Source organism: Ruegeria sp. CE6 (assembly GCF_056537485.1).
In genome coordinates this window covers 898,556-922,993 of the sequence record NZ_JBQFRR010000001.1, presented here as the reverse complement: position 1 = coordinate 922,993, position 24,438 = coordinate 898,556, and the positions used below count along the sequence as shown (strand labels likewise).

Here is a 24,438-nt window from a genome sequence, read left to right as displayed (position 1 = left end):
AAATGAACCAGGAAATCACCAACAACCCGTTCAACCCGCTGACACCGCCGAAAGTCTTTGACGAGATCAAGGTTTCGCTGGCCAGCCCTGAACGGATCCTGTCTTGGTCCTATGGTGAGATCAAGAAACCCGAAACCATCAACTACCGGACGTTCAAGCCCGAGCGTGACGGTCTGTTCTGCGCGCGTATCTTTGGCCCGATCAAAGATTACGAATGTCTATGCGGCAAATATAAGCGGATGAAATATCGCGGCGTTGTCTGCGAGAAATGCGGTGTGGAAGTCACCCTGCAGAAAGTCCGCCGCGAGCGTATGGGCCACATCGAACTGGCCGCGCCCGTCGCACACATCTGGTTCCTGAAATCGCTGCCGTCCCGCATCGGTCTGATGCTGGACATGACGCTGCGCGATCTGGAACGCGTTCTGTACTTTGAAAACTACGTCGTCATCGAGCCCGGTCTGACCGACCTGACCTACGGCCAGATGCTGACCGAAGAAGAGTACATGGATGCGCAGGATGCCTATGGCATGGATGCGTTCACCGCGAATATCGGTGCCGAAGCCATCCGTGAGATGCTGGCCCAGATCGATCTGGAAGCCGAAGCCGAGCAGCTGCGCGCTGATCTGGCCGAAGCAACCGGCGAGTTGAAGCCCAAAAAGATCATCAAGCGTCTGAAGGTTGTCGAATCCTTCCTCGAGTCGGGCAACCGGCCTGAGTGGATGGTCATGACCGTGATCCCGGTCATTCCGCCGGAACTGCGTCCGCTGGTTCCGCTGGATGGTGGCCGGTTCGCGACCTCGGATCTGAACGATCTGTATCGCCGCGTCATCAACCGGAACAACCGTCTGAAGCGTCTGATCGAGCTGCGCGCGCCTGACATCATCGTCCGCAACGAAAAGCGGATGCTGCAGGAATCCGTTGACGCTCTGTTCGACAACGGCCGTCGTGGTCGCGTAATCACCGGCGCCAACAAGCGCCCGCTGAAATCGCTGTCGGACATGCTGAAAGGTAAGCAGGGTCGCTTCCGTCAGAACCTTCTGGGTAAGCGCGTCGACTTCTCGGGCCGTTCGGTCATCGTGACCGGTCCGGAACTCAAACTGCACCAGTGTGGTCTGCCAAAGAAGATGGCGCTGGAGCTGTTCAAGCCGTTCATCTACTCGCGCCTTGAAGCCAAGGGTCTTTCTTCGACCGTGAAACAGGCGAAGAAACTGGTCGAGAAAGAGCGTCCCGAAGTGTGGGATATTCTCGACGAGGTGATCCGCGAACACCCTGTCATGCTGAACCGTGCGCCAACGCTGCACCGTCTTGGTATTCAGGCGTTCGAGCCGGTTCTGATCGAAGGTAAAGCCATCCAGCTGCACCCGCTGGTCTGTTCGGCCTTTAACGCCGACTTCGACGGGGACCAGATGGCTGTTCACGTCCCGCTGAGCCTTGAGGCGCAGCTGGAAGCGCGCGTTCTGATGATGTCGACGAACAACGTTCTGTCGCCTGCAAACGGCGCGCCGATCATCGTTCCGTCGCAGGATATGATCCTGGGTCTGTACTATGTGACCCTCGAACGCGAAGGCATGCCGGGCGAAGGCAAGGTCTTCGGTTCGATCGAAGAAGTTCAGCACGCGTTGGACGCGGGTGAGGTGCATCTGCACTCGAAAATCACCGCGCGGATCACGCAGATCGACGACGAAGGCAACGAAGTTCAGAAGCGCTATGAAACCACTCCGGGCCGACTGCGTCTGGGTGCATTGCTGCCGATGAACAACAAAGCCCCGTTCGAGCTGGTCAACCGCCTGCTGCGGAAGAAAGAAGTGCAGCAGGTGATCGACACCGTCTACCGTTACTGCGGTCAGAAAGAGTCGGTTATCTTCTGTGACCAGATCATGTCGATGGGCTTCAAAGAAGCGTTCAAGGCGGGCATCTCGTTCGGCAAGGACGACATGGTCATCCCGGATGACAAGTGGGGCATCGTTGATGACACCCGCGGTCAGGTGAAGGACTTTGAACAGCAGTACATGGACGGCCTGATCACTCAGGGCGAAAAGTACAACAAAGTTGTTGATGCCTGGTCGAAGTGTAACGACCGCGTCACCGAAGCGATGATGAGCACCATCTCTGACGTTGCCAAGGCCGAAGACGGGTCAGATCAAGAGCCGAACTCGGTCTACATGATGGCCCACTCCGGTGCGCGTGGCTCGGTCACTCAGATGAAACAGCTGGGCGGTATGCGTGGCCTGATGGCCAAGCCGAACGGTGACATCATCGAGACGCCGATTATCTCGAACTTTAAAGAAGGTCTGACCGTTCTCGAGTACTTCAACTCGACCCACGGTGCCCGTAAGGGTCTGTCGGATACCGCTCTGAAGACGGCGAACTCGGGTTACCTGACCCGTCGTCTGGTAGACGTGGCGCAAGACTGTATCGTTCGTGAGATCGATTGTGGCACCGAGCGTGCGATTACTGCCGAAGCCGCCGTAAACGACGGTGAGGTTGTCGCCTCGCTGGCCGAACGTGTGCTGGGCCGTGTCGCGGCTGATGATGTTCTGCGTCCGGGAACGGACGAAGTGATCGTGGCAGCTGGTCAGCTGATCGACGAACGTATGGCCGACACCATTGACGAAGCCGGTGTTCAGTCCATGCGCATCCGCTCGCCTCTGACCTGTGAGTCCGAAGAAGGCGTCTGTGCAACCTGCTACGGTCGTGACCTTGCACGCGGTACAATGGTGAACACAGGTGAAGCTGTCGGCATCATCGCCGCGCAGTCGATCGGTGAACCCGGTACACAGCTGACCATGCGTACATTCCACATCGGTGGTGTTGCGCAAGGTGGTCAGCAGTCGTTCCAGGAAGCCAGCCAAGAAGGTGTCGTATCGTTCGAGAACCCGCAGATACTGGTCAATGCGGCAGGCGAAAGCCTTGTCATGGGCCGGAACATGAAGCTGGTGATCAAGGACGAGCATGGCGAAGAGCGTGCCAGCCACAAGCTGGGCTATGGCTCCAAGCTGTTTGTCAAGGACGGCACCAAGGTTGCTCGTGGCGACAAGCTCTTCGAATGGGATCCCTACACCCTGCCGATCATCGCCGAGAAAGCCGGTACCGCGAAATATGTCGACCTTGTTTCGGGCCTTGCGGTCCGGGATGAGACCGACGATGCAACCGGCATGACCCAGAAGATCGTGATCGACTGGCGCGCGGCCCCCAAAGGCAGCGACCTCAAGCCCGAGATCATTCTGGTCGGTGAAGATGGCGAGCCGGTCCGCAACGATGCGGGCAACCCGGTTCACTATCCGATGTCGGTGGATGCGATCCTGTCCGTCGAAGATGGTCAGACCATCGAAGCCGGTGACGTTGTTGCGCGTATCCCGCGTGAAGGCGCTAAGACCAAGGACATCACCGGTGGTCTGCCACGTGTGGCCGAACTGTTCGAAGCCCGTCGTCCGAAAGATCACGCGATCATCGCAGAAGCCGATGGTTACGTGCGCTTTGGCCGCGACTACAAGAACAAGCGCCGCATCAGCATCGAACCGGCTGACGAGTCCATGGAGACCATCGAATACATGGTACCCAAGGGCAAGCACATCCCGGTCGCCGAAGGGGACTTCATCCAGAAGGGTGAATACCTGATGGACGGTAACCCGGCTCCGCATGACATCCTGTCGATTATGGGTGTCGAAGCGCTGGCGGATTACATGATCGACGAAGTGCAGGACGTTTATCGTCTGCAGGGCGTTAAGATCAACGACAAGCACATCGAGGTCATCGTGCGCCAGATGCTGCAGAAGTGGGAGATCCTGGATTCAGGTGACACCACCCTGCTAAAAGGCGAACATGTCGACAAGCAGGAGTTCGACGCAGCCAACGAGAAGACCATCTCGCGTGGCGGTCGTCCGGCTCAGGGTGAGCCGATCCTTCTGGGGATCACCAAAGCTTCGCTGCAGACGCGTTCGTTCATCTCGGCGGCGTCGTTCCAGGAAACCACCCGCGTGCTGACCGAAGCCTCGGTTCAGGGCAAGAAAGACAAGCTGGTTGGCCTGAAAGAGAACGTCATCGTTGGTCGTCTGATCCCCGCCGGTACCGGTGGGGCCACTCAGGCCGTCCGCCACATCGCGCAATCGCGTGACAACGTGGTCATTGAAGCCCGCCGGGAAGAGGCCGAAGCGGCCGCTGCTCTGGCCGCTCCGACCTTCGACGACGATATGGTTGGGGATGAGCTGGACGTTCTGGTGGAAACACCGGAAAGCCGCGAATAGGCACCTTCAATAACTAAGAAAGGCCCCGCGATTTCGCGGGGCCTTTCTTGTTGTGAGCGCTCCGAGGCGAACTCTCACAAAGATAGTTACTAATGTGGCCCGGTTTGTGGCATGCTTTCGTCAACAGAGGAGGGGGCCGCAATGACAACCCGTCAAACGCATGGGCGAAAGCGCCTGTATGATAGTATTTTGGACACCGTCGGAGACACGCCAAGCATACGAATAAACAGGATCGCGCCCTCAAACGTGACGGTTTACGTAAAATTCGAAGCGTTTAACCCGGCCAGTTCTGTCAAAGATCGCCTTGCCCTCAACATCATCGAAGCGGCAGAACGCGACGGTAGCTTAAAACCCGGTCAGACAGTAGTTGAGGCGACCTCGGGGAATACCGGTATCGGGCTGGCGATGGTCTGCGCGGCCAAAGGCTATCCCTTGGTTGTGACGATGGCCGACAGTTTCTCGGTCGAGCGGCGCAAGCTGATGCGGTTTTTGGGGGCAAAAGTTGTCCTGACACCGCGCGCGCAAAAGGGGTTCGGCATGTATACAAAAGCTAAGGAACTGGCCGAGCAGAACGGCTGGTTCCTGGCCAGCCAGTTTGAAACCGCAGCCAATGCCGATATTCACGAAAATACCACCGCGAGGGAAATCTTGGGTGACTTTGATGGGCAGAATCTCGACTATTGGGTTACGGGCTATGGCACTGGCGGGACGGTCTCGGGCGTGGCCCGGGTGCTGAGGAAAGTGCGCCCTGAGACCAAGATCATCCTGACCGAGCCTGCCAATGCAGCCATTGTGTCGTCGGGGTATGTAAACACCCGCAACGAAATACACCAGCCGACCGAGAGCCACCCGAACTTCGAACCGCATCCGATCCAAGGCTGGACGCCTGATTTCATTCCGTGGGTTCTGCAGGAGGCCATTGATAACTCCTACTACGATGAGTTGATTCCCGTTCCCGGTAGCGACGGTATTGCATGGTCGCGCCGTTTGGCCGCGGAAGAGGGGATTTTTACCGGTATTTCTGGTGGCTCGACCTTTGCGGTCGCGATGAAACTGGCCGAGACTGCTCCGGAAGGTTCCGTTATGTTGGTAATGTTGCCAGATACGGGCGAGCGTTACCTTTCGACGCCATTGTTTGATGGCGTAGAAGAGGAGATGACGGATGATGAGATCGAGATCTCGAAATCTACGCCTTCCGCCCAGATGACAGATTGAAACGACTGAAAAGTCGACAGTTTGTGTAGCTCGTCGGAACTATTACTGTAGGATTGTCAGGCGCAAATTGAATTCGTGATCAATTGAACAGTGAATACGACAATATATTGAAGACCGGGTGTTGATTAAATGAGTCCTAACGTTAAAGGCGCGCTGCTGATGATGGGCAGTATGGCGGCCTTTACCGTCAATGATGCGTTGGTGAAAGTGGTGGGGCAAGATCTGCCTCTGTTCCAACTTGTGGCCATGCGCGGAGTTTTGGCGACAGTTCTTGTGTTGATAATGGCCCGTTATCTTGGGGCGCTCCACCTGAATTTTCCCCTCCATGACAAATGGCTTATCGCATTACGTTGCCTGGCAGAGTTGGCGGCGACCATCTTCTTTTTGACGGCTCTGATGCACATGCCGCTTGCCAACGTTACGGCAGTTCTACAGGCGTTGCCGCTGACCGTGACTTTGGGTGCTGCCTTATTCTTCGGTGAAGTAATTGGATGGAGACGTATTGCTGCAATTGCGCTTGGGTTCGTCGGTATGTTGTTGATCGTTCGGCCCGGTCCTGAAGGGTTCAGCATCTATGCGATTTACGCATTGATTGCGGTTGCTTCCGTTACAGTTCGCGATTTGATCACTCGCCGAATGTCAGCCGAAGTACCTTCTATGGTGGTAACACTGGCGACATCCCTCACTATCACATTGGCAGCGATCATCGTCTCCACGTTTGAAGGATGGGTGCCGGTCTCGACCGCATCTGGAGCGATGATCGCCAGCGCTGCGGTCTTTGTTCTGATAGGCTATCTATTCAGTGTCATGGTGATGCGCGTGGGCGAGGTCGGTTTTGTTGCGCCATTTCGCTATTCCAGCCTGCTTTGGGCACTGGGACTGGGGTGGGCTGTGTTTGGTGACTGGCCGGACGCGATCACAATGCTGGGTGGTGCATTGGTAGTTGCGGCAGGGATGTTCACTCTGTTTCGCGAACGGTCGCGTCAGGCGGAGAAGTGAGGCAAACGTACGAAACCGGGGTTTAGCGCGAAACGCGTGGCAAAATCGGTCTCGATTTCGGGCGTGATCGGCGCAAGCTGCGCCTTTTGCTTTTCAGCGCGCGGCGAGTCGTTGGAGTTGTTCAATGTCCTGATCCACATCGGGCGATCAGGATAACTGACCACTGGCATGAAACGCCCGATCCGGTTGTGGGTAAAACTTATGATCGTGTGGGCGCACCCGCCCGCGATAAGCATGCCCAAGCCCACCCCAAGCAGAGATTTGTAGACTTGTGCCGCCCGAACGCCATTCGGCCCAAAGCTGGCCTGGTATCCGTTGTTGAAATCGAGGCCTATGGCCTGATTTTTTCCAATCAGCCCGGCAACATCATCGGCGGACTCGCGCAGTCTTTCGATGAAATCAATCGAAATGCTGTCGTCGTCATCATGGCGAAATTGAAGACAGGGCCGGTCCGGGTTTGAACGCGCTTCCTGAAGGATTCGTTTCATGACCTGCCGGTGTTTATGGCTTGGTTCGACGGGTCTTTGGACAATTCGTACCTGCTTGATGTCAGCGGTGAGGTCCTTAATCCGGTCGAGCGCCTTTCGCGGCAGACAGTCCCCAACAACGACCAGAAGCTGATAGTCCCCATCTGTCTGCGTGCGAAAGCTGGGCAACGTCACAGATTCGAACAAGCGGAACCGCTCTTCCAGACGAGCAGGGTTGTAGAGATGGGCGCGCCGATCTGCGACCGTGTCATGTTCGATCTGGAAATCGCCCAGAGCAGGGAATGAAAATCGGCACAGGCCAAAGACTTGCATGGGGCATCCAATGGTTTGCAGGGCATGTTCACTATGCATCCGGTGCCGGAGTGCTGCAATGCGTCGGCGCAGTGGGAATCTCCATTAGTTCCTGATAGACGGCCGGAGCTCTTATGTACAACACGCCTTTCCCGCTGGGCTGTTGACACTCGGGCCGACTCCCCTTAATACGCGCGACATCTCGGTACCGGGGGCCGCCCCATAACCGATTTCAGTAATGAACTGGTCAAGGCCCGGACACTTTTATCGTTCGCGCCCTCTGATAACAAACCGCGACGTTCACCTCGGAATGGGAACGCTCGCGGGTTTTGCGCTTGTGGACGCATGAGTGCAGCGAATTTAACCGCACGCAACGCGCGTGCATGTCATGTGTGTTGCAAAACGGGGAAGAAACCGGAATGCCAACTATTCAACAGCTGATCCGCAAACCGCGGCAGCCCAAAGTAAAACGCTCGAAGTCCATGCACCTGGAGCAGTGCCCGCAGAAGCGCGGCGTTTGCACCCGCGTGTACACCACCACACCTAAGAAGCCGAACTCGGCTATGCGTAAGGTTGCCAAAGTGCGCCTGACCAACGGGTTCGAGGTCATCTCGTACATCCCGGGTGAAAGCCACAACCTGCAGGAACACTCGGTTGTTCTGATCCGTGGCGGCCGTGTAAAAGACCTTCCCGGTGTGCGTTACCACATCCTGCGCGGTGTTCTGGATACTCAGGGCGTCAAAGATCGTAAGCAACGTCGTTCGAAATACGGCGCGAAGCGTCCCAAGTAAGAAGGAGAGGCTGATATGTCACGTCGTCACGCCGCCGAAAAACGCGAAGTCCTGCCTGACGCCAAATTTGGCGACAAGGTACTGACCAAATTCATGAACAACCTGATGATCGACGGCAAGAAGTCGGTCGCAGAGCGCATCGTTTACAACGCGTTTGACCGCGTTGAGAACAAGGTAAAGCGCGCTCCTGTCGAAGTGTTCCACGAAGCGCTCGACAACATCAAGCCGTCGGTCGAAGTTCGCTCGCGCCGCGTTGGTGGTGCAACCTATCAGGTTCCGGTCGAAGTGCGCCCTGAGCGCCGCGAAGCACTGGCCATCCGCTGGCTGATCACTGCTGCGCGCGGCCGCAACGAAAACACCATGGAAGAGCGCCTTGCAGGCGAGCTGCTGGACGCCGTTCAGTCCCGCGGTACTGCCGTCAAGAAACGCGAAGACACCCACAAGATGGCCGAGGCGAACAAAGCCTTCAGCCATTATCGTTGGTAATCCGAGAGGCTTAGACCAATGGCACGCGAATATCCGCTCGAACTGTACCGTAACTTCGGTATCATGGCGCACATCGACGCAGGTAAGACCACCTGCTCGGAGCGTATCCTGTATTACACTGGTAAATCCCACAACATCGGTGAGGTGCACGATGGTGCAGCCACCATGGACTGGATGGAGCAGGAGCAGGAACGCGGCATCACCATCACTTCGGCTGCGACCACCACTTTCTGGGAACGCACCGAGGACGGTCAGACCGCAGAAACTCCTAAGCACCGCCTGAACATCATCGACACCCCCGGCCACGTTGACTTCACCATCGAAGTTGAGCGTTCGCTGGCGGTTCTCGACGGTGCTGTCTGCGTTCTGGACGCAAACGCCGGTGTTGAGCCCCAGACCGAAACCGTGTGGCGTCAGGCTGACCGCTACAAGGTTCCGCGTATGGTTTTCGTCAACAAAATGGACAAGATCGGCGCTGACTTCTTCAACTGCGTCAACATGATCGAAGACCGCACCGGCGCACGCGCTGTTCCGGTTGGTATTCCGATCGGTGCCGAGTCCGAGCTGGAAGGTCTGATCGACCTGGTCACCATGGAAGAGTGGCTGTGGCAGGGCGAAGATCTGGGCGCAAGCTGGATCAAAGCTCCTATCCGCGACAGCCTGAAAGACATGGCTGACGAATGGCGCGGCAAGATGATCGAAGCGGCCGTCGAAATGGACGACGACGCGATGATGGAATACTTGGAAGGCAATGAGCCCGACGTTCCGACCCTGCGCGCTCTGCTGCGCAAAGGTACTCTGGAAATCGCGTTCGTTCCGGTTCTGGGTGGTTCGGCGTTCAAGAACAAAGGCGTTCAGCCGCTGCTCAACGCTGTGATCGACTATCTGCCCAGCCCGCTGGACGTTGTCGATTACATGGGCTTCAAACCCGGCGACGAGGAAGAAGTTCGTGACATCGCCCGTCGTGCAGACGACGACATGGCCTTCTCGGGTCTGGCGTTCAAAATCATGAACGACCCCTTCGTTGGCTCTCTGACCTTCACCCGGATCTACTCGGGCACCATGAACAAGGGTGACTCGATCCTGAACTCGACCAAAGGTAAGAAAGAGCGCATCGGTCGTATGATGATGATGCACTCGAACAACCGGGAAGAGATCGAAGAAGCGTTTGCAGGCGACATCATCGCGCTGGCGGGTCTGAAAGACACCACCACCGGCGACACTCTGTGTGACGCGAAGGATCCGGTGGTTCTGGAAACCATGACCTTCCCCGACCCGGTGATCGAAATCGCGGTCGAGCCCAAAACCAAGGGCGACCAAGAGAAGATGTCCCAGGGTCTGGCCCGTCTGGCCGCCGAAGACCCGTCCTTCCGCGTGGAAACCGACCTGGAGTCGGGTCAGACCATCATGAAGGGCATGGGCGAACTTCACCTGGACATCCTGGTTGACCGTCTGAAGCGCGAGTTCAAGGTTGAAGCGAACATCGGTGCACCTCAGGTGGCCTATCGCGAAACCATCTCGATGCCGGTCGAGCACACCTACACCCACAAGAAACAGTCGGGTGGTTCGGGTCAGTTCGCGGAAGTCAAGCTGGAGATCCAGCCGACCGAAGCAGGCGAAGGCTATTCGTTCGAAAGCCGCATCGTTGGTGGTGCCGTTCCGAAGGAATACATCCCCGGTGTTGAAAAAGGCATCAACTCGGTCATGGATAGCGGCCCGCTGGCCGGCTTCCCCGTGATCGACTTCAAGGTTGCCCTGCTGGACGGTAAGTTCCACGACGTTGACTCGAGCGTTCTGGCGTTCGAAATCGCATCGCGGATGTGTATGCGCGAAGGCATGCGCAAAGCTGGCGCGAAACTGCTGGAACCGATCATGAAGGTCGAAGTGATCACCCCGGAAGAATATACCGGCGGTATCATCGGCGACCTGACCTCGCGTCGTGGCCAGGTGTCTGGTCAGGAACCGCGCGGCAACGCAATCGCGATCGACGCGTTTGTTCCGCTGGCCAACATGTTCGGCTACATCAACACTCTGCGTTCGATGTCGTCGGGCCGTGCCCAGTTCACCATGCAGTTCGATCACTACGATCCGGTCCCGCAGAACATCTCGGACGAGATTCAGGCGAAATACGCATAAGCGAAGATTTGAGGGAGCGCGGCTAACGTGCTCCCTTCATTACCGAAAAAGGAGGCCATCATGGCAAAGGAAAAGTTTGAGCGTAATAAGCCGCACGTCAACATCGGCACGATTGGCCACGTTGACCACGGCAAGACCACGCTGACCGCAGCAATCACCAAGTATTTCGGTGACTTCAAAGCGTATGACCAGATTGACGGCGCGCCTGAAGAAAAAGCACGTGGCATCACCATCTCGACCGCCCACGTGGAGTACGAGACCGACAACCGCCACTATGCGCATGTCGACTGCCCCGGCCACGCCGACTATGTCAAGAACATGATCACCGGTGCCGCTCAGATGGACGGCGCGATCCTGGTTGTGAACGCAGCTGACGGCCCAATGCCGCAGACCCGCGAGCACATCCTGCTGGGCCGCCAGGTTGGCATCCCGAAGATGGTCGTGTTCATGAACAAAGTTGACCAGGTTGACGACGAAGAGCTGCTGGAACTGGTTGAGATGGAAGTTCGCGAACTGCTGTCCAGCTACGAATACCCCGGCGACGATATTCCGATCATCGCAGGTTCGGCTCTGGCCGCGATGGAAGGCAACAACCCGGAAATCGGCGAAGAGAAGATCAAGGAACTGATGGCGGCTGTTGATGACTACATCGACACCCCTGAGCGTGAAGTCGACAAGCCGTTCCTGATGCCGGTCGAAGACGTGTTCTCGATCTCGGGCCGTGGTACCGTTGTGACCGGCCGTGTCGAGCGTGGCGTGATCAATGTTGGCGACGAGATCGAAATCGTCGGCATCCGTGACACTCAGAAAACCACCTGTACCGGTGTTGAAATGTTCCGCAAGCTGCTGGATCGCGGTGAAGCGGGCGACAACATCGGCGCCCTTCTGCGCGGTATCGACCGTGACGGCGTTGAGCGTGGCCAGGTTCTGTGTAAGCCGGGTTCGGTTACACCGCACACCAAGTTCGAAGCCGAAGCCTACATCCTGACCAAGGAAGAAGGCGGTCGTCACACCCCGTTCTTTGCGAACTACCGTCCGCAGTTCTACTTCCGTACAACTGACGTGACCGGCACCGTGACCCTGGCGGCTGGCACCGAGATGGTTATGCCCGGTGACAACGTCGGCTTCACCGTCGAGCTGATCGCCCCGATCGCGATGGAAGATGGCCTGCGTTTCGCCATCCGCGAAGGCGGCCGCACCGTCGGCGCCGGCGTCGTCTCGAAAATCATCGAGTAATTCGCGTAAGCGAATATACAAAGAAAGGGCGTCCCTCGGGGCGCCCTTTTTCGTTTTTGCCTAAGCCAACAGTAATGCTAACTTCTTTCGTATTGAGACATTGCAATTAGAAAGAGGTCATAAGATGCACTTTTGGGCGCGTTCAGTTTGTCTTGTCGCAGCGGTTGCTTTCTCATCTACCTCTGCGTCCTCACAACAGATTGCGGATCGGATCTATTTGGGCGGGCCAATTGTAACGATGAACGATACGGCTCCGTCCGCCGAAGCTGTCGCAGTCAAAGACGGGCGCATTCTTGCGGTTGGGTCGCTATCTGACTTGTCGGCGCATCAGGGTGAGGAAACCGAAACTTATGATCTGGAAGGGCGCGCGATGCTTCCGGGTTTCGTTGATAGCCACGGACATGTCGTCATGGGCGGCTTGCAGGCCCTGTCCGCTAACCTTCTTGCGCCACCGGACGGGGATGTCATTGATATCGCCAGTCTGCAATCCACGCTGACTGACTGGGCCGAGGAGAATGCGCAAGCCGTTGAGCAGGTCAAAATGATCATCGGCTTTGGTTACGACAATGCTCAGTTAAAGGAACTCCGTCACCCAACACGACAAGAGCTGGACATTGTGTCTGAGGACTTGCCGGTCGTCATTATTCATCAGTCTGGGCATATAGGTGTCGCAAACTCGAAAGCTTTGGAATTGGCTGGTATAACGGCGGCTTCCGAAGCACCTCCGGGCGGGGTGATCCAACGCGATGAGGCCGGAGAGCCAAACGGTGTTCTGGAGGAGTACGCGTTCTTTTCTGTTCTCGTTCCCTTGCTGGGAAATCTGGGTGAAGAGGGTCTGGCAGCATTTGCCCGAGCTGGAACCGACCTTTGGGCAAAGTTTGGATATACGACCGGGCAGGAAGGCCGATCATCAGGTCAGATTGTCGAGGTTCTCAGGAAAGTCGCTGCGGAAGAAGCTCTTCCAATCGATGTAGTAGCCTTCCCGGATGTTCTTGAGTCGAAAGAGTTTATTGGTGCGAACACTTCGAAAAGCTACGAAAACAGGGTTCGGGTCGGGGGCTGTAAACTTACAATTGATGGCTCGCCGCAAGGTTTCACCGCTTTAAGGGATCGACCCTATTATGATCCGGTTGGGAACTATGCTGCCGGCTACGCAGGATACGCAGCCATCACGATGGAGCAACTCCAGGACGCGGTGAATTGGTGTTACGACAACGATTTCCAAATCCTCGTGCATTCCAACGGTGAAGGGGCATCTGACATGCTGATTGCTGCACTAGAAGAGGCACAGATCAAGTATGGCGATCCCGGCAACCGCCCCGTTCTGATTCACGGTCAGTTCCTTCGAGAGGATCAGGTCGCAAGCCTTAAGCGCCTTGGTGTGTTTCCGTCGCTCTTTCCGATGCATACGTTCTATTGGGGCGATTGGCACCGGGATCATACTGTCGGGCCGGTCAACGCCGATAACATCTCACCCACAGGATGGTTGCGTGAACGTGACATGATGTTCGGCACGCATCACGATGCGCCAGTGGCCTTTCCAGATAGCATGCGTGTACTTGCAGCGACAGTCACGCGCCGTACGCGCTCTGGAGATATCTTGGGACCGCATCAGCGGGTAGATGTCATGACCGCATTGAAGGCAATGACGATCTGGCCTGCATGGCAGCACTTCGAGGAAGAAGAGAAAGGGTCTATCGAAGTTGGAAAAGTCGCGGACTTTGTGATTTTGTCGGACGATCCTACTGCCGTCGATCCGGAATCGCTGGCGGAGCTCGAAGTGCGTGTAACCATCAAAGGCGACAAGGTGGTCTATGAAGCTGATGGCGATGTCAGAGAGGGAAATCTGCAATTCTCGCCATTTTCAAATGACCCTGTGATTGCACACCTTTTCATGCACGCGGTCTATCAAGGCATGAAGGTCGAAGCCCCGTGGCTTGTTAAGAACTAGCCTGTGGGTTTTGGGAACTGAGACGTCACCGAATTGGTTTTATCCGGCGACAGCGTTGGCTTCACCGTTAAGCTGATCGCGCCGATCGCGATGGAAAACGGCCTGCGCTTCGCCATCCGCGAAGGCGGCCGCACCGTCGGCGCTGGCGTCGTGTCGAAAATCATTGAGTAATCGGTAGGCCGGGCTTCAACTCGGTACATGGGTGAGATTAAGAAGGCCGTCCCAAAAGGGGCGGCCTTTTTCATATCTTTCAGCGGACACTGATTATGTCTTGCGCCCGTGTCACCAACGTCTAGTTTTCTAGCATAATTGGAGAATGAAGGAATTTGGTAAATTGATGGAAGTCGATGACTATACTCGAAAATTCTGGGAGATATTCCAGCCAGGTTACCCTGAGAGAATAGTTGAAATTGCTGAAAACAAACGCCGTTTCGCCTACTATACTAGTGCAGACACGGCTCTGAAGGTTATCCGCAACAAGGAGCTCTGGTTCCGCAATGCGACCGTTATGAACGATTTTTCGGAAATCTCGTATGGCATTGATCTAATACATAAAGTCTTTTCGGGCGAGGCTGGAGAGCGTTTCAGGGAAGCCGTTGAGGACATATTTGAAGGGACGATCAGTCTTGTTTATGAACGTCTGCAAGGTTGGATGCACGATTGGGAACTGGAAACATACATCGCATGCATTTCCGAGCACAGTGAGGACGAAGATAAGAGCGGGCGGCTGTCGATGTGGCGTGCCTATGGTGATACCGCACTTGTTGTAAATAATGCTCCAATGATGGCGTTTACTGACAAGTTGGCGGTCTACTCTGCGCCAGTGATGTATCTATCTGAAGATGCATATCGGGCTCGGCTGGATCAGATTACGGACGCCATATTAATAAACCGCAAATATTTGCAGTCATTGGGGCAAGATACAGTCGTCACTTACATTCACCACATGTTGTTTCATACTGCCATCGTCACAAAGCACCCGGGGTTTTCTGAAGAGCGGGAATGGCGTCTCTTCTACCGGCCAAATGAAGAACGCAGTGCCGCTATGGAAAGGCGTGTCGAGGTGCTGGGAGGTGTTCCGCAGATTGTCTACGTCCTGCCTTTGAAACATGATCCAGAAGTTGGCTTGTTTGGTGCTGACGTGCCAAGTTTGTTGGATCGGGTCATTATTGGGCCCACAGAGTACCCCTATGTAAGTGCTCAGGCATTTCGGCAAGTGTTGGAAGAGGCGAACGTGACTGAGTATCGAGAAAAGGTGGTTTCGTCGGATATTCCTTTGCGCACGGACTAGGACAGCACACAGATGAATGCGCAAGTAGGTTTCACTTACCCCCTTGCCAAACCCCACCAACCCCACTAATACGCGCGAGTTCTCAATAAGAACATCAAGGCGGGGTGATTCCCGCCTTTTGGGTTCGATGAGGGTTGGCGATGCGCGTCTGTCCTCCTCTCAACCTCAACGCCTGATAAAAGGCTGTATCTATGCAAAGCCAAAACATCCGTATTCGGCTGAAGGCATTTGACTATCGCGTTCTGGATGCCAGCACGCAAGAGATCGTCAACACTGCCAAGCGGACCGGCGCGAACGTGCGCGGCCCGATCCCACTGCCGAACAAGATTGAGAAGTTCACGGTTCTCCGTGGCCCTCACGTTGACAAGAAATCCCGCGACCAGTTCGAGATCCGTACGCACAAGCGTCTCTTGGACATCGTTGATCCGACCCCCCAGACCGTTGACGCGCTGATGAAGCTCGACCTCGCTGCTGGTGTGGACGTCGAGATCAAGCTGCAGTCGTAAGATCGGAGGGTATAGATTATGCGCTCTGGTATTATCGCAAAAAAAGTTGGCATGACCCGCCTGTTCATGGAAGACGGCAAGCAGATCCCTGTGACCGTTCTTCACCTGGACAACCTGCAGGTCGTTGCACAGCGCACCGCTGACAAAGACGGCTACACTGCCGTTCAGCTGGGCGCCGGTGCTGCCAAAGCAAAACGCACCTCGAAGGCCATGCGCGGTCACTATGCCGCTGCCAAGGTCGAGCCCAAGCGTAAGCTGGCCGAGTTCCGCGTCTCCGAAGATGGCCTGATCGATGTGGGCGCCGAGATTTCGGCAGAACACTTCCTGGAAGGTCAGAAAGTTGACGTTTCGGGCACCTCGATTGGTAAAGGCTTTGCTGGTGCGATGAAGCGTTGGAACTTTGGTGGTCTGCGCGCCTCGCACGGTGTGTCGATCAGCCACCGTTCACACGGTTCGACCGGTCAGTGTCAGGACCCGGGCAAGGTGTTCAAAGGCAAGAAGATGGCCGGTCACATGGGTGCTGCCCGTGTTACCACCCAGAACCTGGAAGTCGTCAAAACCGACGCCGACCGTAACCTGGTCTTCATCAAAGGTGCCGTTCCCGGACCAAAATCGGGCTGGGTCACTGTCAAGGACGCCGTCAAGAAGAAAGCACCGGAAGGCCTGCCTTTCCCGGCTGCTGTGAAATCGGCTGCAACCGAAGCACCTGCGGAAGAAGCTCCCGCGGAAGGTGGTGAAGCATGAAACTTGATGTAATCAAACTGGACGGCGGCAAGGCCGGCAACATCGAGCTGGATGCAGACCTGTTCGGCCTCGAGCCGCGCGCGGACATCCTGCACCGTGTGGTCCGTTGGCAGCGCAACAACGCGCAAGCTGGCACCCACAAGGTCAAGACCCGCTCGGAAACCAGCTACTCGACCAAGAAGATCTATCGCCAGAAGGGCACCGGTGGCGCACGCCATGGTGACCGTAACGCGCCGATCTTCCGTGGTGGTGGTATCTACAAAGGCCCCGTCGTGCGTTCGCACGGTCATGACCTGCCGAAGAAGTTCCGCAAGCTTGGCCTGCGCCACGCTCTGTCGGCGAAAGCCAAGGCCGGTGAACTGGTCGTGATCGAAAACGCCGAAGCCGAAGGCAAGACCGCCGCTCTGGCCAAACAGGTTGCAAACCTGGGCTGGAAACGTGCTCTGGTCATCGACGGCGCGACCGTGAACGAAGGGTTCCTGAAAGCGTCCAAGAACATCGAAGGCCTGGATATCCTGCCGTCGATGGGCGCAAACGTCTATGACATCCTCAAGCGTGACACCCTGGTGCTCACCAAAGCGGCTGTCGAAGCACTGGAGGCTCGCCTGAAATGAGCGCGAAGGCAGAACACTACGACGTGATCCGCAAGCCGATCATCACTGAAAAGTCGACCATGGCGTCCGAAAACGGCGCAGTTGTCTTTGAAGTGGCGATCGATAGCAACAAGCCGCAGATCAAAGAGGCCGTTGAGGCGCTATTTGGTGTAAAGGTCAAAGCGGTGAACACCACTGTGACCAAAGGCAAGGTCAAGCGGTTCCGCGGCCAGCTGGGCCGTCGGAAAGACGTCAAAAAAGCATATGTGACCCTGGAAGAGGGTAACACAATCGACGTGAGCACCGGTCTTTGATCCGACGCTTACTGCGACTATTCACGGCCCCGGCGGTTCAACCCGCCGGGGCCGATTTCGTTTCAGACCCTGAAACTGCGCGTGCGCAGGTGTTGGAGAAGATGCGGGCTTTCAGCGTCGAGCACTATTTTCAGATCGCCGATGAAAAGCTGGGGCTTTTGTCGGTTTTCGACGATCTGAAATACGACCGGGCGGATGTGGACATGATCTCTCCGGCGATGCGCAATCATGTGGTCGATAAGCTTGGTCCGCTGGGGTTTCGCCAGACCTCGGGTACGGTGTTGGAACACGTCGAGGCCGAGATGCGTGTGCACATCCCCAAGTTCCACGCCCTCGGTGCGTCGCCCTTCGACATCACGCGCTATACTGAGAAACGCCCGCAGGATTACTGTCTCCTTACGCCCACACAGGTGGCCTGCCAGTACGTGGATCACTACGTGCTGGACGAAGCGGTGCAGCGGATCGAGACGTTAATTACGAAGCACCCGATCAACCTGCTCAAACTGGCGGATTATCTGGAAGGCAAACCCAAGCACCGCGCATTTCGCGAGGTTTTGGGTCATATCAAACTCAAGCAACGTATCGCGGTAGAGTCTGAGCCGCTCTGCAGAAGGCGGTCGTTGGGGTAAGAGTTGCGTTGACTCATCAGAAACGCGTCAGAAGCACGTGCAACCCTGGAAGAGAGACCACACATCGATATATCCGGCGGTCCGTGATTGGACGCGTCTTTGGGGAGAGGTAAGTGGCGTGCTCATGGGGGTTGTTCTTACGCGGCGACACAAAAATTTGAGCACTAAACTCTCATATTTTGCACAATTCGCTTGCTATGTCGCGCGGGTAATCTATCCGGCTTCCAACAAGCAAAAGACATGGCAGGCGCATGACCGAAACCTCTCTCTCGACCCGGGAAAACCCGGATAGAACTGCCGCGCGGGATTGGGTTTCGACGCTTGCCAAATACCGCGAACCTAATCAATGGCGCAGTTCCTTTGAGCTGGGTGTCAGCATTATCCCATTCTTTGTGCTTTGGGCGCTGTCCTGGATGGCATTATCCATCAGCTACTGGCTGGCATTTGCCATTGCGGTACTGAATGCGGCCTTCCTGCTGCGCCTGTTTGCGATCCAACACGATTGCGGGCACGGGGCGTTCTTCAAGAACCGGACAGTCAGCGACTGGGTTGGACGGGTGATCGGGGTGCTGACCCTTACACCCTATGATGTCTGGCGCCGCACTCATTCTTACCATCACAACAGTTCGGGTAACTTGGACAAGCGGGGAATGGGGGATATCCACACGCTGACAGTGGCTGAGTACCAATCCAAGTCTCCCATGAACCGGTTCTGGTATCGCGTTTACCGCAATCCGGTCACACTGTTCGTACTTGGTCCCGGCTATTTGTTCCTGCTCCAAAACCGTCTGCCCTTGGGTTTAACTGGTAGCGCTCGGTTCTGGGTCAGCGCGATGGGCACCAATATAGCTATTCTGACCGCACTTTTTGCTGTCTACTACTATGGCGGCTTGATGCCGGTCCTACTGATTTTTCTGCCCTCAACCCTGATTGCGGCAACTGCAGGAGTATGGCTGTTTTATGTTCAGCACCAATTCGAAGAAACGCATTGGGAATCGGACAAGGATTGGCAGTTGCACGAGGCGGCCCTGCACGGAAGCTCGCATTATGTTCTGCCGCCGGTGCTACAGTGGTTCAGTGCCAATATCGGCATCCACCACGTGCACCATCTGTACAGCCGCATTCCGTTCTACCGCCTGACCGAAGTGCTGCGCGATCACGACGAGTTGGCAAACAGCAACAGGATGACCATTCGTGAGAGCATTGCCAACGCGCGGTTGCACCTGTGGGACGAAAAACACCGCCGCCTGTTGTCCTTCGCCGAAGTTCGCGCATTGTATCAGTGAGTGGCAAGTTACCTGAGTTCTTCCGGCCGAATAAGTAATACCCACTGATCGCGCGACTTGCGAAATTGAAACCTAGGGCAAATGTTGCGGTGACTTTTTCTTTGGTTTCCATAAGAATCTTGGGCCGCACCCTATAGACACCCATCCCCAACACTGCTACACGCTCCCAATCTTGCGGCCTCGGATTCGTTCCGGGGCCTCTGATATTTGTAACCGGGGACCTTCGGGGCCCTATACCCTTGGCACCTACGGGGGCCTATCACATAGCGGGGAAATCCCTGCACTTGCTAAACGGAAGACAGAAAGCATGGCACTCAAGTCGTACAAGCCGACGACGCCGGGCCAGCGCGGGCTGGTGCTGATCGACCGTTCGGAGCTTTGGAAAGGACGTCCGGTCAAGTCTCTCACTGAGGGTTTGACCAAATCGGGCGGCCGGAACAACACCGGACGGATCACTTCACGCCGCCGCGGCGGTGGCGCAAAGCGTCTCTACCGGATCGTTGACTTCAAACGGAACAAATTTGATGTCGCGGCAACCGTCGAGCGGATCGAATATGACCCGAACCGGACCGCATTCATCGCACTGGTAAAATACGAAGACGGCGAGCAGGCATATATCCTGGCTCCGCAGCGTCTGGCTGTTGGTGACAAAGTCGTGGCATCCGCCAAGGCCGACATCAAGCCGGGCAACGCAATGCCCTTCTCGGGCATGCCCATTGGTACCATCGTCCACAACATCGAGATGAAGCCTGGTAAAGGCGGTCAGATCGCACGTGCGGCCGGTACTTACGCTCAGTTCGTTGGCCGCGATGGCGGCTACGCTCAGATCCGTCTGAGCTCGGGCGAGCTGCGCATGGTCCGTCAGGAATGCATGGCCACCGTTGGTGCCGTGTCCAACCCCGACAACAGCAACCAAAACCTCGGTAAAGCCGGTCGTATGCGCCACAAGGGCGTTCGTCCGTCGGTTCGTGGTGTTGCAATGAACCCGATCGACCACCCGCACGGTGGTGGTGAAGGTCGTACCTCGGGTGGCCGTACGCCGGTTACTCCGTGGGGTAAGGACACCAAGGGTAAGCGTACCCGCAACAAGAACAAAGCGTCCCAGAAGCTGATCATCCGCTCGCGGCACGCCAAGAAGAAGGGACGTTAATCTATGTCTCGCTCTGTTTGGAAGGGTCCTTTCGTCGATGCTTACGTGCTGAAAAAAGCCGAAGCAGCGCGCGAGTCGGGCCGCAACGAAGTCATCAAGATTTGGTCGCGTCGTTCCACCATTCTGCCCCAGTTCGTGGGTCTGACCTTTGGTGTGTACAACGGCCATAAGCATATCCCCGTCAACGTCTCGGAAGACATGATCGGTCAGAAGTTCGGTGAATACTCGCCGACTCGTACCTATTACGGTCACGCCGCTGACAAAAAAGCGAAGCGGAAGTAAGTCATGGGCAAGGAAAAGAACCCCCGCCGCGTGGCTGAAAACGAAGCAATGGCGAAAACGCGCATGCTCCGTACTAGCCCGCAGAAACTGAACCTGGTTGCGCAGATGATCCGCGGCAAGAAAGTTGAGAAGGCTCTGACCGACCTGACTTTCTCGAACAAGCGTGTCGCGCAGGACGTCAAGAAGTGCCTGCAGTCTGCAATCGCCAACGCCGAGAACAACCACAACCTGGATGTCGACGAACTGATCGTCGCCGAAGCCTGGGTTGGCAAGAACCTGGTCATGAAGCGCGGTCGTCCGCGTGCCCGTGGCCGTTTCGGCAAGATCATGAAGCCGTTCTCGGAGATCACCATCAAGGTGCGTCAAGTTGAGGAGCAAGCCTAATGGGACATAAAGTCAATCCGATCGGCATGCGCCTTCAGGTCAACCGCACCTGGGACAGCCGCTGGTACGCCGACACCAAGGACTACGGTGATCTTCTGCTGGAAGACCTCAAGATCCGTGAGTTCATCAACAAAGAGTGCAAGCAGGCCGGTGTTGCCCGTGTGATCATCGAACGTCCGCACAAGAAGTGCCGCGTCACGATCCACACGGCTCGTCCCGGTGTCATCATCGGCAAGAAAGGTGCAGACATCGAAGTTCTGCGCAAAAAGCTTGCTCGTATGACCGACAGCGAACTGCACCTGAACATCGTCGAAGTGCGCAAGCCCGAGCTTGACGCGCAGCTGGTTGCCGAGTCCATTGCTCAGCAGCTGGAGCGCCGCGTCTCGTTCCGCCGCGCGATGAAGCGCTCGGTTCAGAACGCCATGCGCATGGGCGCCCTGGGTATCCGGGTGAACGTCGCTGGTCGTCTGGGCGGCGCCGAAATCGCACGGACCGAGTGGTACCGCGAAGGCCGCGTGCCTCTGCACACCCTGCGTGCCGACATCGATTACGCACATGCCGAAGCGATGACTCCTTACGGGATCATCGGGATCAAGGTCTGGATCTTCAAAGGTGAGATCATGGAGCACGATCCGCAGGCACGTGACCGTAAAGCACAGGAACTCCAGGACGGCCCTGCACCTCGTGGTGCTGGTGGCGGTCGTCGCTAAGGAGGGAAAGATATGCTTCAACCAAAGCGTACTAAATTCCGAAAGATGCACAAAGGCCGGATCAAGGGGCTCGCCAAAGGCGGTTCCGATCTGAACTTTGGCACCTATGGTCTGAAAGCACTGCAGCCCGAGCGCGTCACCGCGCGTCAGATCGAAGCTGCACGTCGTGCCATGACCCGTCACATGAAACGTCAAGGCCGCGTCTGGATCCGGATCTTCCCGGATACCCCCGTGACCTCGAAGCCAACCGAAGTCCGTATGGGTAAAGGTAAAGGCTCCGTTGACTTCTGGGCAGCGAAAGTAAAGCCCGGTCGTGTGATGTTCGAGATCGATGGCGTCAATGACGACATCGCCCGCGAGGCCCTGCGCCTGGCCGCGATGAAGCTGCCGATCAAGACCCGCGTTGTGGTCCGCGAAGACTGGTAAGCGATTGGGGCTTTGATCCCACTCGTTACAAGAATGACCCTCGTCGGGAAACCGGCGGGGGTTTTCTTTTGGTTCGGCAGCCCGTGCTTCGTGGATCGTGAAAAACGTCGACCTCCAGCCACCCCGCCTCTAGGCTAACTTGCAGGAATGGGAGGGCCCTATGGTTCAGCTACGCAAAAAGATGCTCATTAAGGAAGTCATAACCAACGACCAGTTGGGCCAACCTTGTGATCCGATCAGTCGGGTTGCAGCGATGGCGGTGATGCAGAACCCTTTGGCCGGGCACTTCTCGGACGATCTTTCAGAGTTGTTCGAGATCGGCGCCATTCTGGGTTCGGAACTCGCCGCAGAGGCAGTTTCTCAGCTTGATGGGCCGCCGGTTTCGTACGGCAAAGCCGCGCTTGTCGGCATGAACGGCGATCTTGAGCAGGGCGGCGCGGTGATCCACCCCAAACTCGGTGCGCCCATGCGCGCTGCGGTGGGCGGAGGTGAGGCGGTGATACCGTCCAACGCCAAGCTGGGCGCGCCGGGTTGCGCGATTGATCTTCCGCTGGGGCACAAGGACAATCCGTGGTCGTTCGATCATTTCGACACGATGACGCTGAACATCCCAGATGCGCCGAAACCGGATGAGATCGTGCTGTGCCTCGCCTATGCCGACGGAGGTCGCCCGATACCACGCTGTGGCAAAGGGCCCATCAAGACCTAAGCGGCTGGTCTTGCCGAGAGGGCTGGGGTATGCCCAGCCCATGGCACAGATTGAATCACTCTTCGTCACCCGTCTCTATCGCGCAAACTTGTCCGAATTCGATCCCAGGATCGACGTGGAGGAATTGGAGAGTTCATGCCTTGTTATTGCTGAAGATGATGAGGCCGGGCAGGACTGGTGTGAAGCGAACGCGTATCCCGGCTACACCAGTTATGCTTCGCTGACCGATTTGCCTTGGCGATTTCCGATATTTGCCGATCTTGTCAAAGTGCTGGATCAGCACGTCGCGGCTTTCGCCAAGGATGTGGAGTTTGATCTGGACGACCGCGCGTTGAAGCTTGAGGATCTGTGGATCAATATCCTGCCCGAGGGCGGAATGCATGCCAGTCACCTGCACCCTCACAGTGTCATTTCGGGCACGACCTATGTGTCCATGCCGGAAGGGGCCAGTGCACTGAAACTGGAAGACCCACGTTCGGGCCGTATGATGGCCGCCCCGACGAGGCTGAAAGGCGGGCGTCGGGAATTACAGCCTTTCATCTACATGAAGCCACAGGTGGGCGACGTCCTGCTGTGGGAAAGCTGGCTGCGCCACGAGGTGCCGATGAATATGGCCGAGGACGAGCGGATTTCTGTTAGCTTCAACTATAAATGGGAGTGAAGCGTCTTAAAGCGTCAAGGTGAAAGCGCTCCAGCTACTTCGTCGGAGGATACTATGACCAAAACAGCTCTCGTCACAGGCGCATCAGCCGGAATTGGTCGGGAATTGGCACGTTATCATGCGTCGCGAGGCGGCAATCTGATCATCAGTGCGCGACGCGGAGATGCGTTAGATGCCCTCAGATCAGAGCTTGAGGCAGCCCACGATGTTACTGTCACTGCCATTCCGCTTGATCTGGGTGCTGTTGGAGGCGCGGAAAAACTTTATGAGGCCGTCAAGTGCAAAGACCTGACGGTCGACTACCTGATCAACAATGCTGGATTCGGAGGGCATGGGGCTTTTTTGGATCGCCGCCTTTCGGACGATCTGGATATGATCCGGCTGAACGTCGAAGCCCTTGTCTCTCTGTGTCATCTGTTCGGCAGGGATATGATCAGTGGCGGTGGCGGAAAGATACTGAATGTCAGTTCGACTGCGGCGCATATGCCGGGTCCATTGCAGGCGACCTATTTTGCCACCAAGGCCTATGTTTCGAGTTTCAGTCAGGCGCTCGCGGAGGAGCTGAAAGGTAAGGGCGTCACTGTGACGGCGCTGGAGCCGGGCTATGTCGTGACCGAATTTGCTGCTGCGGCAAATCTTGAGGGCACGAAGCTTGTTGCCCAAAAAGGGGCGACCGCTGAGGCCGTGGCCAAAGTCGGCTATGACGCCATGATCGATGGGAAGCTCACGGTGATCAACGATAAGTCGCTCGCGTTTGTGCTGGGTTGGGTCATGCCGTTGCTGCCGCGACGCGCGCGCCTGAAAATGGTTCGGAAAATGCAGGAGAAAGGTGCCTGAGCACTTGGCCGCGTTTGTCGGGATCCAGAAAGGTCGCAGTAGTGATCTGCTGCCCGGTTTCAGAGGGCGGCGGTAATTT

24 protein-coding genes and 1 pseudogene are annotated in these 24,438 nt (G+C 56.5%); 24 read left to right on the top strand and 1 reads right to left on the bottom strand.

The window, feature by feature from the left end:
- The first annotated feature begins 2 nt into the window (after positions 1–2).
- From rpoC to ACR0DK_RS04570, 3 genes are all read left to right on the top strand, one after another.
- Positions 3–4,244 carry a DNA-directed RNA polymerase subunit beta' gene (gene rpoC, locus ACR0DK_RS04580; protein ID WP_170636341.1) on the top strand — a complete coding sequence of 1,414 codons (4,242 nt, stop codon included), beginning with the start codon at positions 3–5 and terminating at the stop codon, positions 4,242–4,244.
- A gap of 141 nt (positions 4,245–4,385) precedes the next feature.
- The gene (locus ACR0DK_RS04575) at positions 4,386–5,459 is read left to right on the top strand and encodes a PLP-dependent cysteine synthase family protein (RefSeq protein ID WP_480563099.1); all 1,074 of its coding nucleotides are present in this window, start codon (positions 4,386–4,388) and stop codon (positions 5,457–5,459) included.
- 129 nt (positions 5,460–5,588) lie between these two features.
- Complete coding sequence (locus ACR0DK_RS04570) at positions 5,589–6,458, top strand: DMT family transporter (protein ID WP_223117096.1); 870 nt, start codon at positions 5,589–5,591, stop codon at positions 6,456–6,458.
- Here ACR0DK_RS04570 and ACR0DK_RS04565 read toward each other — a convergent pair.
- Positions 6,443–7,297 (bottom strand): glycosyltransferase, encoded by an 855-nt coding sequence (locus ACR0DK_RS04565; RefSeq protein WP_255611895.1) that lies wholly within the window; start codon positions 7,295–7,297, stop codon positions 6,443–6,445. The two genes, ACR0DK_RS04570 and ACR0DK_RS04565, sit on opposite strands and share 16 nt — an antisense overlap.
- Positions 7,298–7,656: 359 nt before the next feature.
- Between ACR0DK_RS04565 and rpsL the strand changes: the two genes are divergently transcribed.
- From rpsL to ACR0DK_RS04460, 21 genes and pseudogenes are all read left to right on the top strand, one after another.
- On the top strand, positions 7,657–8,028 hold the full coding sequence (gene rpsL / locus ACR0DK_RS04560) for a 30S ribosomal protein S12 (protein WP_005621086.1): 372 nt from the start codon (positions 7,657–7,659) through the stop codon (positions 8,026–8,028).
- A gap of 15 nt (positions 8,029–8,043) precedes the next feature.
- Complete coding sequence (rpsG, locus tag ACR0DK_RS04555) at positions 8,044–8,514, top strand: 30S ribosomal protein S7 (protein ID WP_010441203.1); 471 nt, start codon at positions 8,044–8,046, stop codon at positions 8,512–8,514.
- A gap of 18 nt (positions 8,515–8,532) precedes the next feature.
- Positions 8,533–10,650 carry an elongation factor G gene (gene fusA, locus ACR0DK_RS04550; protein ID WP_170328783.1) on the top strand — a complete coding sequence of 706 codons (2,118 nt, stop codon included), beginning with the start codon at positions 8,533–8,535 and terminating at the stop codon, positions 10,648–10,650.
- A gap of 60 nt (positions 10,651–10,710) precedes the next feature.
- Positions 10,711–11,886 (top strand): elongation factor Tu, encoded by a 1,176-nt coding sequence (tuf, locus tag ACR0DK_RS04545; protein ID WP_010441214.1) that lies wholly within the window; start codon positions 10,711–10,713, stop codon positions 11,884–11,886.
- A 238-nt stretch (positions 11,887–12,124) separates the two neighbouring features.
- Positions 12,125–13,837, top strand: coding sequence for an amidohydrolase (locus ACR0DK_RS04540; RefSeq protein WP_480734932.1), 1,713 nt, complete (start codon positions 12,125–12,127; stop codon positions 13,835–13,837).
- 27 nt (positions 13,838–13,864) lie between these two features.
- A pseudogene (locus ACR0DK_RS04535) lies at positions 13,865–14,008 on the top strand (EF-Tu C-terminal domain-related protein); the annotation flags it as partial.
- 145 nt (positions 14,009–14,153) lie between these two features.
- Positions 14,154–15,128, top strand: coding sequence for a DUF2971 domain-containing protein (locus ACR0DK_RS04530; protein ID WP_480734930.1), 975 nt, complete (start codon positions 14,154–14,156; stop codon positions 15,126–15,128).
- 191 nt (positions 15,129–15,319) lie between these two features.
- On the top strand, positions 15,320–15,634 hold the full coding sequence (gene rpsJ / locus ACR0DK_RS04525) for a 30S ribosomal protein S10 (RefSeq protein WP_008756422.1): 315 nt from the start codon (positions 15,320–15,322) through the stop codon (positions 15,632–15,634).
- A gap of 18 nt (positions 15,635–15,652) precedes the next feature.
- Positions 15,653–16,378, top strand: a complete 726-nt coding sequence (gene rplC / locus ACR0DK_RS04520; RefSeq protein WP_008758167.1) for a 50S ribosomal protein L3 — start codon at positions 15,653–15,655, stop codon at positions 16,376–16,378.
- Positions 16,375–16,992 (top strand): 50S ribosomal protein L4, encoded by a 618-nt coding sequence (gene rplD, locus ACR0DK_RS04515; protein WP_010437039.1) that lies wholly within the window; start codon positions 16,375–16,377, stop codon positions 16,990–16,992. The genes rplC and rplD overlap by 4 nt, the downstream gene beginning before the upstream one ends.
- Positions 16,989–17,285 (top strand): 50S ribosomal protein L23, encoded by a 297-nt coding sequence (locus ACR0DK_RS04510; RefSeq protein ID WP_008757532.1) that lies wholly within the window; start codon positions 16,989–16,991, stop codon positions 17,283–17,285. The genes rplD and ACR0DK_RS04510 overlap by 4 nt, the downstream gene beginning before the upstream one ends.
- Positions 17,282–17,914: a hypothetical protein gene (locus tag ACR0DK_RS04505; protein WP_480734928.1), complete on the top strand. Its 633-nt coding sequence runs from the start codon at positions 17,282–17,284 to the stop codon at positions 17,912–17,914. Before ACR0DK_RS04510 ends, ACR0DK_RS04505 begins: the two co-directional genes overlap by 4 nt.
- 251 nt (positions 17,915–18,165) lie before the next feature.
- Positions 18,166–19,200: a fatty acid desaturase gene (locus ACR0DK_RS04500; protein WP_170567438.1), complete on the top strand. Its 1,035-nt coding sequence runs from the start codon at positions 18,166–18,168 to the stop codon at positions 19,198–19,200.
- A 307-nt stretch (positions 19,201–19,507) separates the two neighbouring features.
- A complete protein-coding gene (gene rplB, locus ACR0DK_RS04495) occupies positions 19,508–20,350 on the top strand; it encodes a 50S ribosomal protein L2 (protein WP_008757664.1) in 843 nt (280 codons plus the stop codon).
- A gap of 3 nt (positions 20,351–20,353) precedes the next feature.
- Positions 20,354–20,632, top strand: a complete 279-nt coding sequence (gene rpsS, locus ACR0DK_RS04490) for a 30S ribosomal protein S19 (protein WP_010437056.1) — start codon at positions 20,354–20,356, stop codon at positions 20,630–20,632.
- Positions 20,633–20,635: 3 nt separating this feature from the next.
- Complete coding sequence (rplV, locus tag ACR0DK_RS04485) at positions 20,636–21,016, top strand: 50S ribosomal protein L22 (RefSeq protein ID WP_039538267.1); 381 nt, start codon at positions 20,636–20,638, stop codon at positions 21,014–21,016.
- Positions 21,016–21,726 (top strand): 30S ribosomal protein S3, encoded by a 711-nt coding sequence (rpsC, locus tag ACR0DK_RS04480; RefSeq protein ID WP_008758042.1) that lies wholly within the window; start codon positions 21,016–21,018, stop codon positions 21,724–21,726. The genes rplV and rpsC overlap by 1 nt, the downstream gene beginning before the upstream one ends.
- 12 nt (positions 21,727–21,738) lie before the next feature.
- Positions 21,739–22,152 carry a 50S ribosomal protein L16 gene (gene rplP, locus ACR0DK_RS04475; RefSeq protein WP_039538270.1) on the top strand — a complete coding sequence of 138 codons (414 nt, stop codon included), beginning with the start codon at positions 21,739–21,741 and terminating at the stop codon, positions 22,150–22,152.
- Between the two features lie 160 nt (positions 22,153–22,312).
- A complete protein-coding gene (locus ACR0DK_RS04470; RefSeq protein ID WP_480734925.1) occupies positions 22,313–22,861 on the top strand; it encodes an amino acid synthesis family protein in 549 nt (182 codons plus the stop codon).
- Positions 22,862–22,901: 40 nt separating this feature from the next.
- Positions 22,902–23,522, top strand: a complete 621-nt coding sequence (locus ACR0DK_RS04465; protein WP_480734923.1) for a 2OG-Fe(II) oxygenase family protein — start codon at positions 22,902–22,904, stop codon at positions 23,520–23,522.
- 54 nt (positions 23,523–23,576) lie between these two features.
- Positions 23,577–24,359: an SDR family NAD(P)-dependent oxidoreductase gene (locus tag ACR0DK_RS04460; protein WP_170597784.1), complete on the top strand. Its 783-nt coding sequence runs from the start codon at positions 23,577–23,579 to the stop codon at positions 24,357–24,359.
- Positions 24,360–24,438 lie beyond the last annotated feature (79 nt).

Excerpts from the sequence above, each read along its gene's own strand:
- ACR0DK_RS04530 (WP_480734930.1), top strand. The coding sequence starts at position 14,154 with ATGAAGGAATTTGGTAAATTGATGGAAGTCGATGACTATACTCGAAAA.
- ACR0DK_RS04465 (WP_480734923.1), top strand. The coding sequence starts at position 22,902 with ATGGCACAGATTGAATCACTCTTCGTCACCCGTCTCTATCGCGCAAAC.
- tuf (WP_010441214.1), top strand. The coding sequence starts at position 10,711 with ATGGCAAAGGAAAAGTTTGAGCGTAATAAGCCGCACGTCAACATCGGC.
- ACR0DK_RS04570 (WP_223117096.1), top strand. The coding sequence starts at position 5,589 with ATGAGTCCTAACGTTAAAGGCGCGCTGCTGATGATGGGCAGTATGGCG.
- ACR0DK_RS04575 (WP_480563099.1), top strand. The coding sequence starts at position 4,386 with ATGACAACCCGTCAAACGCATGGGCGAAAGCGCCTGTATGATAGTATT.
- ACR0DK_RS04510 (WP_008757532.1), top strand. The coding sequence starts at position 16,989 with ATGAGCGCGAAGGCAGAACACTACGACGTGATCCGCAAGCCGATCATC.
- rpsJ (WP_008756422.1), top strand. The coding sequence starts at position 15,320 with ATGCAAAGCCAAAACATCCGTATTCGGCTGAAGGCATTTGACTATCGC.
- ACR0DK_RS04460 (WP_170597784.1), top strand. The coding sequence starts at position 23,577 with ATGACCAAAACAGCTCTCGTCACAGGCGCATCAGCCGGAATTGGTCGG.
- ACR0DK_RS04500 (WP_170567438.1), top strand. The coding sequence starts at position 18,166 with ATGACCGAAACCTCTCTCTCGACCCGGGAAAACCCGGATAGAACTGCC.
- rpoC (WP_170636341.1), top strand. The coding sequence starts at position 3 with ATGAACCAGGAAATCACCAACAACCCGTTCAACCCGCTGACACCGCCG.
- rplP (WP_039538270.1), top strand. The coding sequence starts at position 21,739 with ATGCTTCAACCAAAGCGTACTAAATTCCGAAAGATGCACAAAGGCCGG.
- rplB (WP_008757664.1), top strand. The coding sequence starts at position 19,508 with ATGGCACTCAAGTCGTACAAGCCGACGACGCCGGGCCAGCGCGGGCTG.
- ACR0DK_RS04470 (WP_480734925.1), top strand. The coding sequence starts at position 22,313 with ATGGTTCAGCTACGCAAAAAGATGCTCATTAAGGAAGTCATAACCAAC.
- rpsL (WP_005621086.1), top strand. The coding sequence starts at position 7,657 with ATGCCAACTATTCAACAGCTGATCCGCAAACCGCGGCAGCCCAAAGTA.
- rplD (WP_010437039.1), top strand. The coding sequence starts at position 16,375 with ATGAAACTTGATGTAATCAAACTGGACGGCGGCAAGGCCGGCAACATC.
- fusA (WP_170328783.1), top strand. The coding sequence starts at position 8,533 with ATGGCACGCGAATATCCGCTCGAACTGTACCGTAACTTCGGTATCATG.
- rplC (WP_008758167.1), top strand. The coding sequence starts at position 15,653 with ATGCGCTCTGGTATTATCGCAAAAAAAGTTGGCATGACCCGCCTGTTC.
- ACR0DK_RS04540 (WP_480734932.1), top strand. The coding sequence starts at position 12,125 with ATGAACGATACGGCTCCGTCCGCCGAAGCTGTCGCAGTCAAAGACGGG.
- ACR0DK_RS04565 (WP_255611895.1), bottom strand. The coding sequence starts at position 7,297 with ATGCATAGTGAACATGCCCTGCAAACCATTGGATGCCCCATGCAAGTC.
- rpsS (WP_010437056.1), top strand. The coding sequence starts at position 20,354 with ATGTCTCGCTCTGTTTGGAAGGGTCCTTTCGTCGATGCTTACGTGCTG.
- rpsC (WP_008758042.1), top strand. The coding sequence starts at position 21,016 with ATGGGACATAAAGTCAATCCGATCGGCATGCGCCTTCAGGTCAACCGC.
- rpsG (WP_010441203.1), top strand. The coding sequence starts at position 8,044 with ATGTCACGTCGTCACGCCGCCGAAAAACGCGAAGTCCTGCCTGACGCC.
- rplV (WP_039538267.1), top strand. The coding sequence starts at position 20,636 with ATGGGCAAGGAAAAGAACCCCCGCCGCGTGGCTGAAAACGAAGCAATG.